14 protein-coding genes and 6 tRNA genes are annotated in these 15,406 nt (G+C 33.0%); 19 read left to right on the plus strand and 1 reads right to left on the minus strand.

The features are described from left to right. Nucleotides 1-87 precede the first annotated feature (87 nt). From ACJDUG_RS13605 to ACJDUG_RS13695, 19 genes are all read left to right on the plus strand, one after another. Nucleotides 88-1,326, plus strand: a complete 1,239-nt coding sequence (locus ACJDUG_RS13605) for a S1C family serine protease (protein WP_406770428.1) — start codon at nucleotides 88-90, stop codon at nucleotides 1,324-1,326. An 81-nt stretch (nucleotides 1,327-1,407) separates the two neighbouring features. Continuing rightward, nucleotides 1,408-1,983: an aminoacyl-tRNA hydrolase gene (gene pth / locus ACJDUG_RS13610; protein WP_406770429.1), complete on the plus strand. Its 576-nt coding sequence runs from the start codon at nucleotides 1,408-1,410 to the stop codon at nucleotides 1,981-1,983. Between the two features lie 57 nt (nucleotides 1,984-2,040). Beyond that, entirely contained in the window at nucleotides 2,041-5,559 is a 3,519-nt protein-coding gene (mfd, locus tag ACJDUG_RS13615) for a transcription-repair coupling factor (RefSeq protein ID WP_406770431.1), read from the plus strand. 63 nt (nucleotides 5,560-5,622) lie between these two features. Continuing rightward, nucleotides 5,623-6,618: a peptidylprolyl isomerase gene (locus ACJDUG_RS13620; RefSeq protein ID WP_406770432.1), complete on the plus strand. Its 996-nt coding sequence runs from the start codon at nucleotides 5,623-5,625 to the stop codon at nucleotides 6,616-6,618. A gap of 172 nt (nucleotides 6,619-6,790) precedes the next feature. Continuing rightward, complete coding sequence (gene spoVT, locus ACJDUG_RS13625; RefSeq protein ID WP_406770433.1) at nucleotides 6,791-7,345, plus strand: stage V sporulation protein T; 555 nt, start codon at nucleotides 6,791-6,793, stop codon at nucleotides 7,343-7,345. 160 nt (nucleotides 7,346-7,505) lie between these two features. Further along, nucleotides 7,506-9,038: a putative polysaccharide biosynthesis protein gene (locus ACJDUG_RS13630; RefSeq protein WP_406770434.1), complete on the plus strand. Its 1,533-nt coding sequence runs from the start codon at nucleotides 7,506-7,508 to the stop codon at nucleotides 9,036-9,038. Between the two features lie 92 nt (nucleotides 9,039-9,130). After that, complete coding sequence (yabN, locus tag ACJDUG_RS13635) at nucleotides 9,131-10,597, plus strand: bifunctional methyltransferase/pyrophosphohydrolase YabN (protein WP_406770435.1); 1,467 nt, start codon at nucleotides 9,131-9,133, stop codon at nucleotides 10,595-10,597. A 230-nt stretch (nucleotides 10,598-10,827) separates the two neighbouring features. Next, a complete protein-coding gene (locus tag ACJDUG_RS13640; protein ID WP_406766173.1) occupies nucleotides 10,828-11,106 on the plus strand; it encodes an HU family DNA-binding protein in 279 nt (92 codons plus the stop codon). A gap of 251 nt (nucleotides 11,107-11,357) precedes the next feature. After that, entirely contained in the window at nucleotides 11,358-11,627 is a 270-nt protein-coding gene (locus ACJDUG_RS13645; protein ID WP_406770436.1) for an RNA-binding S4 domain-containing protein, read from the plus strand. Between the two features lie 68 nt (nucleotides 11,628-11,695). Continuing rightward, nucleotides 11,696-11,989 (plus strand): sporulation protein YabP, encoded by a 294-nt coding sequence (yabP, locus tag ACJDUG_RS13650; protein ID WP_406770437.1) that lies wholly within the window; start codon nucleotides 11,696-11,698, stop codon nucleotides 11,987-11,989. An 8-nt stretch (nucleotides 11,990-11,997) separates the two neighbouring features. Further along, nucleotides 11,998-12,393, plus strand: coding sequence for a spore cortex biosynthesis protein YabQ (yabQ, locus tag ACJDUG_RS13655; protein WP_406770438.1), 396 nt, complete (start codon nucleotides 11,998-12,000; stop codon nucleotides 12,391-12,393). 103 nt (nucleotides 12,394-12,496) lie between these two features. Beyond that, nucleotides 12,497-12,772, plus strand: a complete 276-nt coding sequence (locus ACJDUG_RS13660) for an FtsB family cell division protein (RefSeq protein WP_406770439.1) — start codon at nucleotides 12,497-12,499, stop codon at nucleotides 12,770-12,772. A gap of 61 nt (nucleotides 12,773-12,833) precedes the next feature. Next, nucleotides 12,834-13,244, plus strand: a complete 411-nt coding sequence (locus ACJDUG_RS13665) for a S1 domain-containing RNA-binding protein (RefSeq protein ID WP_406766178.1) — start codon at nucleotides 12,834-12,836, stop codon at nucleotides 13,242-13,244. Between the two features lie 196 nt (nucleotides 13,245-13,440). After that, nucleotides 13,441-13,529, plus strand: a tRNA-Leu gene (locus ACJDUG_RS13670). Nucleotides 13,530-13,534: 5 nt separating this feature from the next. Beyond that, nucleotides 13,535-13,610: transfer RNA gene (locus ACJDUG_RS13675), tRNA-Met, on the plus strand. Nucleotides 13,611-13,625: 15 nt separating this feature from the next. After that, nucleotides 13,626-13,702 (plus strand) — tRNA-Met (locus tag ACJDUG_RS13680). A gap of 6 nt (nucleotides 13,703-13,708) precedes the next feature. Beyond that, nucleotides 13,709-13,797 (plus strand) — tRNA-Leu (locus tag ACJDUG_RS13685). 5 nt (nucleotides 13,798-13,802) lie between these two features. Beyond that, nucleotides 13,803-13,878: transfer RNA gene (locus tag ACJDUG_RS13690), tRNA-Met, on the plus strand. Between the two features lie 14 nt (nucleotides 13,879-13,892). Then, nucleotides 13,893-13,969: transfer RNA gene (locus tag ACJDUG_RS13695), tRNA-Met, on the plus strand. A gap of 45 nt (nucleotides 13,970-14,014) precedes the next feature. Here ACJDUG_RS13695 and ACJDUG_RS13700 read toward each other — a convergent pair. Beyond that, nucleotides 14,015-15,121: a stage II sporulation protein P gene (locus ACJDUG_RS13700; protein WP_406770440.1), complete on the minus strand. Its 1,107-nt coding sequence runs from the start codon at nucleotides 15,119-15,121 to the stop codon at nucleotides 14,015-14,017. Nucleotides 15,122-15,406 lie beyond the last annotated feature (285 nt).

Raw genomic sequence — 15,406 nt, forward strand, 5'->3', positions numbered from 1 at the left:
TAACAAATTGTTCATAGCTTTGTAAAGATATATTTATATAATTAAATAAGTTATAATAATTGAGAATGTGAATTCGGAGGGACTTAGATGGAAAACAACGAGCCTAAGAGCTACAAAACCGCATCTTGGGAGCAGGTAAGTCATGAAGGGCATCATTATGATGGGGCTGAAATAAAGTTTAGAAGTAACAAAACCAGCAAGGTAAAATACTTTTTAAAAGGTGTAGCTTTTATACTTATAGCATCAGTTTCTGGTGGTGTAACAGCAGCTTATTTAATTAATTATAAGTATTCAACTTATCCCATAAACTATGTAACCAACAATCCTTCCCTGATAGAGCAAAATACTCCTACAGCAGACCTTCCAAAGAATTCAATTACCAAGGTTGCAGAAGCAGTTGGCCCAACTGTAGTTGGTATAAGTAATAAAAACGAAACCTTTTTTGGAGAGAGAACAAGTGGTAGCGGTTCTGGAATAATATTTGATCCTAATGGTTATATAGTTACTAATTATCATGTAATTGAAGGGGCTGAAAAGCTTACAGTTAAGCTAGTAAGTTCAAATAGGACTTTTGATGCAAAATATATTGGCGGAGATATAAATAGAGATATTGCAGTTATAAAGATTGATGCTAAAGGTCTTCCTGTAGCAAGGTTTGGAGATTCTTCTAAGGTAAAGGTAGGGGATGTATCTGTAGCCATCGGAAATCCTCTTGGAGACGAATTTGCAGGTAGTGTAACAGCAGGGATAATAAGTGCTGTAAACAGAAAAATTAAAGTGCAAGATCAGAGTACTGGCAGAACAACTAATTACACAGTATTTCAGACAGATGCAGCTATTAATCCAGGTAATAGCGGTGGAGCCTTATGTAATGAAGCCGGTGAAATAATAGGTATAAACAGCTTAAAACTAGGTGCAAGCTCCAATGTTGAAGGAATGGGCTTTGCTATAACAATTAATGAAGCTAAAACAGTAGTTGATAAAATTATGAAAGGTGAAAACTTAAAAGTCACTCCAAATACTGAGCCAACCGTTAATCCCAGCGATATTAACAAGGCAGGGATTATAGTAAGCAATGCAGTTCCAGAACAAAAAAATGGGGTTACAGGTGCCTATATTGAAGATGTTGATCCTAATATGGGGGCTGGAAAGGCAGGAATTAGACCTTCAGATATTATAACAGAAATAGATAAGGTTAAGATAACTACAGGAGATGATCTTATGAAGGTCTTGAAGAATCATAAAACAGGCGACATAATTAACTGTAGTATTTGGAGAAATGGGAAAACGCTTCAATTTAAGGTTACACTTTCAGAGAATAAATAAGGGGCTTTATTAGCCTCTTTATTATTTTTATGCTTTCGAGTAAAATAATACTATGTCACAAAATAAATGAGGTGTATTTAGATGTACTTAATAGTTGGGCTCGGGAATCCCGGTATAGAATATAGTCATACAAGGCATAACGTAGGCTTTGATGTTATAGATTTATTGGCAGAGAAGTATAATATAAAGATTAATAGGATAAAATTTAAAGGAAGCATTGGTGAAGGAAGTATTTCAGGAGAAAAAGTAATCCTCTTAAAGCCCTCTACTTTTATGAACTTAAGCGGTGAAAGTGTCATTGAAGCTTCTAATTTTTATAAAATTCCAAAGGAAAATATTATAGTTTTATATGACGATATAAGTCTTGAGGTAGGAAGACTTCGAGTTAGGCCAGATGGCAGTGCAGGGGGACATAATGGAATAAAGAACATTATCCAGCATTTATCTTCAGAGATATTTCCTCGAGTAAAAGTTGGAGTAGGGCAGCCTAAGGGGGACTTGGTTAGACATGTTTTAGGAAGTTTCTCCAAGGAAGAAAGAGAAGTTTTAAGTAAGGTTTTCCAAAATGCAGCTCTAGCTGCAGTAACGATTATCAGTGACGGGATAACTGAGGCGATGAACAAATACAATGGAATTGACACTACTAATTCCATATAATGAGGTTTTCCCATAGGAAAAACTTTCGCAATTCATAATTCATATCGAGGTGTTACAATGCGTTTAAAGGGCTTAATACAGCCTTTAAAGGACAGTAGGGAATTTAAAGAAATAATTAATGCAATAGAAAAGCACAGGTACCCAATTGGCGTATTTGGGCTTTCTGAGTCTGCACGAAGTTATTTAATAGATGGAGTATATGAAGAATTAGACAAACCACTGCTTATATTAACTCATAATGATGTGGAAGCTAAGAATATATATGAAGATTTAAACCTTTATCTTCCTAATGTCTTTTATTTTCCAACTAAAGAGGTAGTGTTTTATAATATTGATGCTATCTCTGGTGATTTAAGATGGGAAAGGCTTAAAGTTTTAAGAGAAATGAGTAAAAAGGGTAAGAAAGTTATTGTTGCCTCCATAGAATCTTTGGCACAAAAATATATACCCTATAATTTATATAAAGAATATACTTTTAAGTTTAAAGTAGGAGATACCATAAATTTAGAAGAGCTAAATGAAAAACTTATACAATGCGGTTATGAAAGAATGGATGTAGTGGAAGCTAAAGGACAATTTTCACTAAGAGGAGGTATAATGGATATCTTCTCTCCACTCTCTATTATTCCCTATAGAATAGAGTTATTTGGGGATGAAATAGATTCTATAAGAAGTTTTAACACTGAATCACAAAGAAGCATTGAAAAAGTAAAGGAAATGGAGATTTTTCCTGCAAAAGAACTGATTTTAGAAAGAGATAACATTAAAGCTGCAGTTAGCTCAATAGAACATGACTTAAATACCATGTTAAGCTCCTTAAAGCAAAAAAAGAACAAGGAAGCTGTAGAGAAATTAAACTCTACGATTAAAAATAATCTTGAAGCCTTAAAGGAGAAGTGGAACTTTGAAACTATAGACAGCTTTTTACCTTATTTTTATAACAGCAATTCTACACTTTTGGATTTTATTAAGGATGGATATATCTTCATTGATGATACTCAAAGATGTAAGGGCAAATTGGATAGTGTATATTTCGAATTCGAAGAAAACTATAAAAATTTTTTATCCCTTGGAAGTATCCTTCCTGGTCAAGCTAATTTACTTATAGAAAAAGATGAGCTTTTAGAAAGACTTAATGGTAGTAATGTAATTACCTTAAGTGCTATCCCAAAGTCCACCACTATGCTTGCTCCTAGAGCTATTGTAAGCTTTAAACAAATAACATTGCACAATTACCATGGACAGTTAGATTTATTAATTGAGGACATAAAGGATAAAAAGGCAAGAGGCTTTAAAACCTTAATACTATCAGGTACAAGACCAAGGGGAGAAAGACTTGTAACAACTTTAAGAGATAGAGGGATAGAAAGCAGCTATAGTGATGTATTAAATGAAATTAGCAATGGACAAGTGGCTATAACCTTTGGTAACCAGCTAAGAGGTTTTGAATATCCGGATTTAAAGATTTGTGTCATCTCAGATAAGGAAGTATTTGGAGAGGCTAAAAGGAAGCAGGCATCGAAATTAAAAAAAGGTGTAGGTAAAATAAAGAGCTTCACAGAACTAAAAGTAGGGGATTATGTTGTTCACACGAATCATGGAATTGGAGTATATAGAGGTATAAAACAACTGGAACTCAATGGACACAAGAAGGACTATCTGCAGCTTAGCTATGAATCAGGAGACATGCTTTATGTGCCAGTAGATCAGTTAGACCTTGTACAAAAGTACATTGGCCAAGAAGGTAAGGCTCCTAAAATAAATAAATTAGGCGGAAGTGAATGGGCAAAAGCTAAAACTAAGGTTAAAAGATCCATTGAAGAAATTGCAGAGGATTTAGTTAAGCTCTATGCAATGCGTGCAACTTTAAAAGGTCACAGTTTCACAAAGGATACTATTTGGCAAAAACAATTTGAAGATGAGTTTCCCTACGATGAGACACCTGATCAATTAACAACCATAGAAGACATTAAAAAGGACATGGAAAATGATAAACCTATGGATAGGCTTCTTTGCGGAGACGTAGGTTATGGAAAGACAGAAGTAGCTGTTCGTGCAGCCTTCAAGGCAGTTATGGATGGGAAACAGGTAGCATTTCTAGTACCTACAACTATACTTGCAGAGCAGCACTATAATAATTTAGTACAAAGGCTCTCTGATTTTCCTGTTAAAGTTGATATGATAAGCAGATTTAGAACACCTGCAAAGCAAAAAAGTACACTTAAGGCAGTTAAAGATGGCAGCATCGATGTACTGATAGGTACTCATAAGCTATTGCAAAAAGATATACAATTTAAAGATTTAGGACTTTTAATAGTAGATGAGGAGCAAAGATTTGGAGTTACACATAAAGAAAGACTTAAAGAATTTAAAAAGAATATAGATGTGTTAACCTTATCAGCAACTCCTATTCCAAGAACCCTTCACATGTCTTTAGTTGGAGTACGAGATATAAGTGTTATTGAAACACCTCCAGAGGAAAGATACCCTATACAGACCTATGTTGTAGAATTTAATGACCAATTAATAAGAGATGCTATAATGAGGGAAATTAACAGAGGTGGGCAGGTATATTTTGTTTATAACAGGGTAGAAACTATTAGAGACATGGCTTCATATATTCAAAAGCTTGTACCTGAAGCCAGGGTAGCAGTTGGTCATGGCCAGATGAGTGAAAGAGAGCTTGAGAATGTAATAATAGGTTTTGTAAAAAATGAGTATGATATTTTAGTTTCAACTACAATAATTGAAACAGGAATGGACATTCCTAATGTAAATACTATTATTATTAATGATGCTGATAAAATGGGGCTGTCTCAGTTATATCAGTTAAGAGGAAGAGTTGGCCGCTCTAATAGAATAGCTTATGCCTATTTAACCTATAAAAAGGATAAAATACTAACTGAGGTAGCTGAAAAGAGGCTTAAGGCAATTAAGGAATTTACAGAGCTTGGTTCTGGCTTTAAAATAGCAATGAAGGACCTAGAAATTAGAGGAGCTGGAAACATGATGGGTTCTGCTCAGCATGGACACATGGCTGCAATAGGTTATGATCTTTACTGCAGAATGCTTGAGGATATGGTTAAGCTTATTAAGGGAGAAATTGAAAAGGAACCTATTGAAACAACAGTGGAACTTAAGGTAGATGCCTATATACCAAGTACTTATATTAGTGACGAGATGCAAAAGATTGAAGTATATAAGAAGATAGCAGCAATAAATTCCGAAGATGATAGGCTAGAAATTGAAGAGGAGTTAATAGATAGATTTTCGGATATTCCTGACTCAGTAGTAAACCTAATTAATATAGCTTATATAAGAAGTATAGGTAAACAGCTTGGAATAGAAGAGATTAAAGAAAGAAATGAAGAATTTTTATTTAAATTTGATAGTGAGGATTATATTACTGATAGCCTTATTAAGGCTATTATGGATAATCATAAAAAGAATGTTTCCTTTAAAAAAGATAAGAAGCCTATTTTGGTCTATAAATTAAAGGAGGTAAAGAAAGAAGAAATAATACAAAAGTTGATACAAATTATGGAAAATATTAAAGCAAGTGTTGCAATAAAGTAATATTGTGTTAAAATTAATCTATGTGTATCAGAATCTATTAATAAAAAGAGCGGGGGAATTAGAGTGAAAAACATTAGAAAAGCAGTAGCAGCAGCCCTTATAGGTGTTATAGCAGTGGCATCAGCAGGCTGTAGTATGGTTACTAAAACAGAATCTGGAATAAAAAAGAGTCCGGTTGCAAAGTTCAATAATGTGACGATTACAAAGGGAGATTTAGATGAAAGAATGGTTTCCGTCCTTGCTCAATTTAAATCACAGTATGGAGATAATTTTTTATCAAATTCTTCTTATAAAGATGAATATGTTCAGCAGGAGAAGACAATGCTTGACAACATGATAATTGAAAAGCTTCTTTTGCAGAAAGCTAATGATCTTAAAGTGGCTCCTAAGGACGATGCAGAAAAGAAAACTCTTACAGATAATAAAATGGCCGAACTTAAAAAAACCTATACTGAAGATCAAATTAAACAATCAGGCTTTACTGGATACACTGATCCAAAATTAATATCCTATGCAGGGGATATAGCTGTAATGGATAAAGTTTATGCTGCAATAACAAAGGATGTAACTGTAGATGATAAAGCTATAAGTGACTATTATGCTGCAAATCCCTTACAATTTACTGAAAAGCCTGATCAAATACATGTGGCACACATACTTGTAGCAACAGAGGCTGAGGCAAAAAGTGTAAAGGATAGATTAAACAAGGGCGAGTCTTTTGCTGCTGTAGCTAAAGCAGTTTCAACTGATACTGGCTCAAAGGATAATGGCGGGGATTTAGGAACAGTACCTTATCTTAATTCAGGCTTAGACACTGATTTTATGACAGCTGCAACTGCTCTAAAAGATGGAGCTATATCTGGACCAGTAAAAACCCAATTTGGCTATCATATAATAAAATGTATAAAAAATGAAACTTATCCTGTTAAGAAACTAGATGCAGTTAAGGACGACATTAAAAAGCAGCTTTTATCAGATGCTCAAAGCAAAAAATATTCTGATACAATAACTCAATGGAAAACTGATGCAAAAATAACCTATTACGATAATAATCTATAATAGTTAAAGACGGCTTAGATGCCGTCTTTTTTAATTCCATAAATTTGATAGTAAATTTACCAATAATAAATATTAATAGAAATTATATATGTATAAATTTGGACAATTGGAAAGATAATAATAGCACAGAAAGATTTTATAAATCTATTATTTAGCATAAGGAGGTACATATATGAAGGCCACTGGTATAGTAAGAAGAATCGATGATCTGGGAAGAGTTGTTATCCCAAAGGAAATAAGAAGAACATTAAGGATAAGAGAAGGAGACCCGCTTGAAATATTCACTGATAGAGAAGGAGGAGTAATACTTAAAAAATACTCTCCAATTGGAGAGCTTAGTGATTTTGCTAAGGAATATGCTGAATCTCTGCAGCAATCCATTGGAAATATAGTACTTATAGCAGACAAAGATGCTATTATATCCTCCAGCGGTGCTCCCAAAAAGGATTTTGCTGAAAAGAAAATAAGCAATGAATTAGAAAAAGCTATGGAAGATAGGAAAACTATTCTTCTTGGAGATGGAGCAGGAAAGGTTATACCACTATATAGTGATGAAGAAGCTGAAGGAAAATATACCTCTGAGATAATTTCTCCTATAATAGCAGAAGGTGATGCAATTGGGGCAGTTGTGATTCTAGCAAAGCAGCCAGGAGAAAAGCTTGGAGATCTAGAAATAAAACTTGCCGAAACCGCATCATCCTTTTTAGGAAAGCAAATGGAACAATAATGACATCATACTAATGGCAGCATGTCTGCCATTTGTTTTTTTGCTTCAACTTAAATTATTGACAGGTCGCTTTAGAAATATTCAATGTTTTCACTAAAGGTAATAAAATATTTAAAACATAAATATTAATAATAGAACAACTATCTAAGGAGAGTAATTTATGAGGAAGCAATCTCTTTTAAGGGGAACAATAATTTTGGCCATTGCAGGAATCTTAGCTAAATTTATGGGAGTATTTTTCAGATGGCCCCTCATTATGCTTATCGGTGATGAAGGAATAGGGTACTACCAAATGTCATATCCTATGTATACCTTCTTTATTGCTGTAGCATCTGGAATACCAATAGCAATATCTAAACTAGTTGCAGAAAGAAATGCAGCTTCAGATAAAGCAGGTTCCCTTCAGGTATTACAAAATGCACTATTTTTAATGTTTATATTAGGTGGAGGCTTTACAGCGTTTCTGCTTATTTTTTCTAAAAATTTAATTATTTTTTTTAAGTGGGATTATAAAGCTTATTATTCCTTGCTTGGGATTGCCTTTGCACCATTAATTATTTCTATTATGAGCTGCTTTAGAGGGTTTTTTCAAGGAATGCAAAACATGTATCCTACAGCCATTTCTCAAATTTTAGAGCAGCTTGGAAGAGTATGCGTGGGAATTGGACTTGCCTATATACTGCTGCCAAGGGGAATTCATGTATCTGCAGGCGGGGCTGCCTTTGGTGCAGCTGCTGGAGGAATTTTAGCTTTTATTTATTTAATTATAAGATTTATAAAGGCGATAAGGGAGTTTGGTCTGAAAAAGATAAAAAGAAACAAAGAAATTTTGGGTATGCTTTTATATATTGCAGTACCAATTTCTCTCGGTGCAGCTGCTGGTTCAATAATGGGGCTTATTGATTCTTTTTTAGTACCTCAAAAGCTTTTACAGGCTGGTTTTGATAATGTTACAGCAGCTGCATTATATGGACAGCTTACTGGTAAGGCTATGGTACTTGTAAGTGTACCACTTACATTATCTATGGCACTTTGTACTTCATTAGTACCAGTTATTGCAGAAGCTCATCTTTTAGGCCGAACTTATGAGGTACTTCAAAAAATGGACATGGCTCTAAGAATTTCTGCAGTAATAGCTATACCTAGCTTTTTAGGTCTATATTTTATGTCTGGACCAATTCTTGGACTAATTTTTCCAGGACATTCTGATGGGTACAGAATTCTTAAGCTTTTATCGGCTACTATACCATTTATAGTTTTATCTCAATCCTGTACCTCTGTACTTCAAGGTATAGGTAAATATATTCAGCCTGTAATAAATCTAGGTTTAGGCTGCATAGTAAAGGTTATAATATCCTATATGCTCATATCAAAACCGGAAATAAATATATATGGAGCTGCTATAGGAAGTATAGCAGGCTATGGAACCGCTGCTTTCTTAAATTTTAACTTACTTAAAAAGGTGCTAAATATAAAAATAAATTATTATGATATTCTGATTAAGCCTGCTGCAGCATCTATTATAATGATAATTTTTGTTGTATTTATTTATATGAATGTCTATAATTATACAGTAAGCAACAGCATTACCACAGTCATAGCTGTAGCGGCAGGAGCAATAATTTATATATTTTTAATTTTGATTTTTAGAGTGTTTAGATACAGCTACATTAAGAAAAGGTTGTTTAAATAATAAATCTTAAGTCTTTTTATAGGTATTAAAAAAGCTAAGAATATGCCTGTATTAGTAAATAATCTAAAATGTTAGTAAGGAGAATCTCACATATGATAAAAATTGTTGGACTTGGTCCTGGTGCAAAGGATGCATTAACTCTAGGTACATTAGATGTGCTTAAAGGTATAGATAAAGTTTTTTTAAGAACCTATAAACATCCAAATGTTGATGACTTAATAAAATTAGGAGTACAGTTTGAAACCTACGATGAGAAATATGATACTTTAGATACCTTTGATGATGTATACAAGAGCATTGCTGAAGACCTCATGCTTAAGCATAATGAGTTTAAGGATATAGTTTATGCAGTTCCTGGTCATCCTTTAGTAGCAGAAAAATCTGTAGGTAATTTGATTAAGCTATGTATAGAAGCTAATGTAGAATATAAGATTTATCCTGCTGTAAGCTTCATAGATGTGATTATGGAAAGACTTCTAATAGACCCAGTAGAAGGAATTAAAGTAATAGATGCCTTTGATATAAAAAATCAAGTGTTAGATAAGAGAATAGGAACAGTAATCACACAGGTATATAATAAGTTTATTGCATCAGAAGTAAAGCTCTCTTTACTAGAATATTACCAAGATGAGACTGAAATTTACTTTATCAGGGCAGCTGGAGTTAAGGAACTTGAAAGTATTAGAAAAATGCCAATCTATGAGCTTGATAGACAAGAGGATATAGATCATTTAACCTCTATTTACATCCCAAAAGCTTTAGATAGTGCTGTTGATTTCAATGATTTATTAATAATTATGGACACTTTAAGAGGTGAAAATGGTTGTCCTTGGGATAAGGAGCAGAGCCATGAATCCTTAAAAAGATTTTTATTAGAAGAATGTTATGAGGTTTTAGAAGCCATTGATGAAAAAGATGATTCCATGCTTATTGAAGAATTAGGGGATGTACTACTGCAAATTGTATTTCATGCACAGCTAGGAAAGGAGGAGGGGTATTTTAATATTAATGATGTTATAAAAGGTATCTGCCACAAAATGATTAACAGGCATCCGCATATATTTGGAAATGTGAAGGCTGATACTGCCCTTGAAGTCCTTACTAATTGGGATGAAATAAAGAGAGAGGAAAAAGGCTATAAAACATATACTGAAGAATTAAAGCATATTCCTAAAAATTTACCTGCCTTAACGAGAGCAGAAAAAGTTCAGGCAAAGGCAAAAAAAGTGGGCTTTGACTGGGACAAAGTAGAAGACGCATTAAATAAGGTTTTAGAAGAGTTTGAAGAGGTAAAACATGTATATAAAGGTGAAAACAAGGCAAGAATACTAGAAGAAATGGGCGATTTAATATTTTCTTCCGTAAATGTATGCAGATTCCTTGACATTAACCCTGAAAATGCATTAAATTATACTATAGATAAATTTATAAAACGCTTTCAGTTTATTGAGGCTTCTGCAATTTCTAAAGGCAAAAATCTTACGGACATGAAGCTTGAAGAAATGGATGAACTTTGGAATGAAGCTAAGAAAAGTTTGTCTAAAAAGAAGGAATTTTAATCTTTATGAAGAATATAGTATAAAAGCGTATTTATGGATTTAGTAAGCTCCATATAATACACAAGGCTTTATTAAATCGATTTAGTTATATTTATATATACTAAAATGAAAATGGGCAAAAAATAAATTAATTTTATTAGGAGGTGAAAAACCTGGTTTGTGGTTATTTATAACCTGTCTTATAGGCCCTGTAAGGTAAAATCAATAGATTTAGAAACCGGGGAACAAAAGTGAACAAAGCAGAATTAATCGCAAGCATGGCTGAAAAAAGCAGCTTAACAAAAAAAGATGCAGAAGCAGCATTAAAGTCATTTATAGAAAGTGTTCAAGAAACACTAGCAAAGGGAGAAAAGGTTCAATTAGTTGGATTTGGAACATTTGAATCAAGAGAAAGAGCTGCTAGAGTTGGAAGAAATCCAAGAACTAAAGAAGAAATAACTATACCAGCATCAGTAGTTCCAGTATTTAAGGCTGGAAAAGAATTTAAAGAAAAAGTAGAAAGAAAATAACTTTTCAAAAGAGCCTGAATTTTATTCAGGCTCTTTGTTTTAGAATCATAAGGGACGGTTCCTAATGATTTTCGGTGTCAAAAATCTTTTATCTTTCTTTCGTAATATTCAAATTTTATGTGGCAAGTGTAAATTTAAACGTAGCTATTTAAATATATTAATATTTAAATATTTACTGCATCTATGCGGGTTTAGCGTGAAATCATAGGGAACCGTCCCTAGTGATTCATTATTTAAAGGAGTTGAACTTTATGAGATTAGATAAATACCTAAAGGTTTCAAGGATAATTAAGAGACGTACAGTTGCTAAAGAGGCTTGTGAAAATGGGAGAGTTTTTATAAATAATAAGGCAGCTAAACCAAGCACAGAAGTTAAGGAAAATGATATTATTGAAATACAATATGCTGCTAAGACCCTAAAGGCTAAAATTACTAGCATTTCTGAACACGTTAGAAAAGAGGAAGCTAAAGCAATGTATGAAATATTAGCAGGTGAAGAAGATAAAGAGGAAGAAGAGTAATATATCTTATCCAAAGGGCATACAATATATACGAAAGGAAAGGAATATTTTATGCCTGGAGGGGTAAGATGGAGGCTAAAAAAGAAATAAAAATAGAAGATAAAAAGAGCAATTTAATTTTGGAAAATAGAAAAAGACTCTCACTTACAGGAATCATTGAAGTTATAAGTTTTAATGAGAATGTAATTATGCTAAATACTTGCTTAGGGGCAATGACAATAAAGGGTGAAGGCCTTAAAATGAATAAGCTTGATGTTCAAAATGGAGATGTTATTATAATTGGTACCATTCAATCCTGCATGTATTCTGGTAATGAAATTAAAAAAGACAATGAAAGTATAATAAGAAAGCTTTTTAAATAGAGGTATGTATGCTGTTTTCTGTTTCAACTCAATTTAATTTATTAATTTTTAGTTTGCTTGCAGGTGTAATAACTGGAATTTTATTTGATCTTTACAGAGTCATGAGGGGAATAAATGATCCAAATAAGATTATTACTTTTATTGAAGATACTCTTTTTTGGATATTTGTAAGCATTATTATTTTCATATTTTTACTTTATATGAGCTACGCATATATGAGGGGCTATGTCTATATTTCTATAGCAGTTGGAATAATCATTTATATGAGCTTTATAAGTAAATATTTCATTAAGCTTCTTTATAGAGTTGTTAATAGAATTGCAAAAATAATTAGGGTTAGTTTTATTTTATTGCTATATCCCTTTAATTTATTGATTTATAAACTTAAAAGAAAAAATAAATAAAAAATACTTAATAAAAATCTTGAACAAAATCACATTACACTTTAAAATAGATTTGAGAGGATAAGAGTATTGCCTCAAATGCTGTTTAAAAGGGGAAAAACACATGAGGAAGAAAAATAAATTTAGCTTTAAGAATATAGTAATATTTATAGCTATAATGTATGTTGGATACATTGTGATAAGTACTCAAATATCAATGAATAAGATTAAGGCAGAAATAAATGTTAAACAGCAGGAGCTTGAAAAGGTTAAAGAAAAAAATCAGAAATTACAGGATGAGGTTAGTATGACAAAAACTGATGCATATTATGAGAAACTGGCTAGAGAAAGACTAGGTTTAGTTAAGCAAGGTGAGGCTCCTGTAACTGAAAAAAAATAAAGTGGTTACAATAATAATTTAACATATATATTTTTTATTTTTAAGGAGGAGTCTTATTAATATGACCTTACAAACAGGAAGTATTCTAGAAGGTACAGTGGTTAACATTACCAATTTTGGAGCATTTGTAGAAGTGGATGGGAAAACAGGATTAGTGCATATATCTGAAGTGTCAGATACCTTTGTAAAAAATATTAGAGATTATTTAAAAGAAAAGGATAAAGTAAAGGTAAAGGTAATTTCAGTAGATGACAATGGTAAGATCAGCTTATCAATAAAACAGGCAACCCCTCCAAAGAAATCAGTAAGACCTGCAGACATTGATTGGAATCAGGAAAAGGGAAAGGTAAATACTGCATCCTTCGAAGATAGACTTTCAAAGTTTTTAAAGGAAAGTGAAGAAAAGGTACAAGAACTTAAAAAGCATCAGGATTCTAGAAATCGTGGTTATAAAAGAAGTTCAAATTATTAAGATATATAGGGACTGTTTTCTCAGTCTCTTTTATATTGGTAGACAATAAAAGGTTTTTACTTTAATTTACTTTTGCAGCGTGATAACAGCATTAATATTTTACAAGTCGATAATAAGAAAATAGGAAAAAATGAAATTAGGTATTGACGGATTAAATTATATCGTGTAGAATAGTCTATGTCGCCAAGATAAAGTTGCTGGAGTGGCGGAACTGGCAGACGCACAGGACTTAAAATCCTGCGGTGGTTAAACACCGTACCGGTTCGATTCCGGTCTTCAGCACCAAATAACGCGGGGTGGAGCAGTTGGCAGCTCGTCGGGCTCATAACCCGAAGGTCGCAGGTTCAAGTCCTGCCTCCGCAACCAATAATTTAATAATAAGGCGGAATAGCTCAGCTGGCTAGAGCATTCGGTTCATACCCGAAGTGTCGTAGGTTCAAGTCCTATTTCCGCTACCAATCCATGCTGGAGTGGCGGAACTGGCAGACGCACAGGACTTAAAATCCTGCGGTGGTTAAACACCGTACCGGTTCGATTCCGGTCTTCAGCACCAAATAACGCGGGGTGGAGCAGTTGGCAGCTCGTCGGGCTCATAACCCGAAGGTCGCAGGTTCAAGTCCTGCCTCCGCAACCAAAATATAATAATATGGCGGAATAGCTCAGTTGGCTAGAGCATTCGGTTCATACCCGAAGTGTCGTAGGTTCAAGTCCTATTTCCGCTACCAAAAGAATCCCTGCAGGTTATCCTGCAGGGATTTGTTGTTATTATTTTAATGTTTTCCATTTATATATTCGGCAATGATTCTTGCTATATAATAACCTGTGGTTTTGGCTTCATCTAAGGTATTAATTTCATTGCCAACTTCAAGTAAGGTTGCATTGGCACTTTTATTTTGATTGAAATAGGCATGAATGTAGTAGACACCATTGTCATTTGGGCTTCCCATTCGAACAAGCCCTGGAAACAGTCCCTGTGATATATTTATTAGTTTTCTAGTCATAGAAAGATTTTGCTGATAATTTTTATTAGCAGTGCCAATTACAAATTCTACCTTGGCCAAGCTTTTATTATTCAGTGTAACCGATACGGGTTTTGGATTACTGCCGCCTGCAGAAGCATCTCTATGAAGATCTATAATTAATTTAAAGTCCTTATATTTGTTTAAATATTTATTTACTGTCTCCCCTGATCTTGCATAGGCCTCGTTATAAACTTTTGCATTATGTATAGTTTTATCATGAATGGTTGCTATACCATAATTATTTTCAAGCTCATTTTGAATTATATCACCTACAGCAACTACATTTTTATTTGGATCGAAATTATCTTGATCGCTGGGCTTAAAACTTTCTGTAGTGTGAGTATGATATATGAATACTTCTGGTTTAGATGAATTTAAGGTTTTTTTAATGTTAGGGTTATAAATCTCTGAAGCAGCTGCATTTGGAATATTATTTACTGTATTATTGGTACTGTTGCTTTGGCTTATTTTGATAATATTGTTTTCATTTAATTTAAAGGGATTAATAATTATTGAATTATTGTTTTCTTGAACTGCAACTGTATTATCTACAACCTTTATTAAAGAAAACTCTCTAGCAACTACTGATAATGGACTATTAATATCCAGGCCCGCTTTTTCAAGAAGCATTTCCTTTAAAGAATAGTTAAGGTGAGCATTGGTGTCAGTGCTGCTTACAAGAGATTTTACAAGCGGCATTGTGAAATTTAATATATTTATATAAAGTGGATTGCTACTTTGAAAATTCTCTTCACCAGTTGTAGCCTTTAAACTAGTATGCATAAATAGAGTTAAAAACAGTGACAAAGCAAATGAAGTACATATATTACCCTTTGTATATTTATTCTTTAACATATGAATCCCCTCCATACAAAGAAATATATGATTTTATGAACTCTATTATTACTTTTTTTAACGACATATTTTTGACTTATGCAGCATAAAATAATAATTTATATATTTTAAAGGCTATAATATATACGGCTTGTAACCATAAGCTTTGAAGTATCTTAAAATTTATTTTTAGAAAATATATAACTTATAATTATATGGTAAATATTTGAGAATATTACACATAAATGTCCTACGAAAATAAAATTAGAATATCAATAAATGACAATTATTTCCACTAGGTTTTGC

Origin of the sequence: Candidatus Clostridium stratigraminis (assembly GCF_045310675.1) — a bacterium.
Classification (GTDB): domain Bacteria; phylum Bacillota; class Clostridia; order Clostridiales; family Clostridiaceae; genus Clostridium_AT; species Clostridium_AT stratigraminis.

Bases quoted from the DNA above. Each gene is read 5' to 3' on its own strand.
- ACJDUG_RS13645 (WP_406770436.1), top strand. From the start codon at position 11,358: ATGAGATTAGATAAATACCTAAAGGTTTCAAGGATAATTAAGAGACGT.
- ACJDUG_RS13665 (WP_406766178.1), top strand. From the start codon at position 12,834: ATGACCTTACAAACAGGAAGTATTCTAGAAGGTACAGTGGTTAACATT.
- ACJDUG_RS13660 (WP_406770439.1), top strand. From the start codon at position 12,497: ATGAGGAAGAAAAATAAATTTAGCTTTAAGAATATAGTAATATTTATA.
- yabN (WP_406770435.1), top strand. From the start codon at position 9,131: ATGATAAAAATTGTTGGACTTGGTCCTGGTGCAAAGGATGCATTAACT.
- yabQ (WP_406770438.1), top strand. From the start codon at position 11,998: ATGCTGTTTTCTGTTTCAACTCAATTTAATTTATTAATTTTTAGTTTG.
- ACJDUG_RS13700 (WP_406770440.1), bottom strand. From the start codon at position 15,121: ATGTTAAAGAATAAATATACAAAGGGTAATATATGTACTTCATTTGCT.
- ACJDUG_RS13630 (WP_406770434.1), top strand. From the start codon at position 7,506: ATGAGGAAGCAATCTCTTTTAAGGGGAACAATAATTTTGGCCATTGCA.
- pth (WP_406770429.1), top strand. From the start codon at position 1,408: ATGTACTTAATAGTTGGGCTCGGGAATCCCGGTATAGAATATAGTCAT.
- yabP (WP_406770437.1), top strand. From the start codon at position 11,696: ATGGAGGCTAAAAAAGAAATAAAAATAGAAGATAAAAAGAGCAATTTA.
- spoVT (WP_406770433.1), top strand. From the start codon at position 6,791: ATGAAGGCCACTGGTATAGTAAGAAGAATCGATGATCTGGGAAGAGTT.
- ACJDUG_RS13605 (WP_406770428.1), top strand. From the start codon at position 88: ATGGAAAACAACGAGCCTAAGAGCTACAAAACCGCATCTTGGGAGCAG.
- mfd (WP_406770431.1), top strand. From the start codon at position 2,041: ATGCGTTTAAAGGGCTTAATACAGCCTTTAAAGGACAGTAGGGAATTT.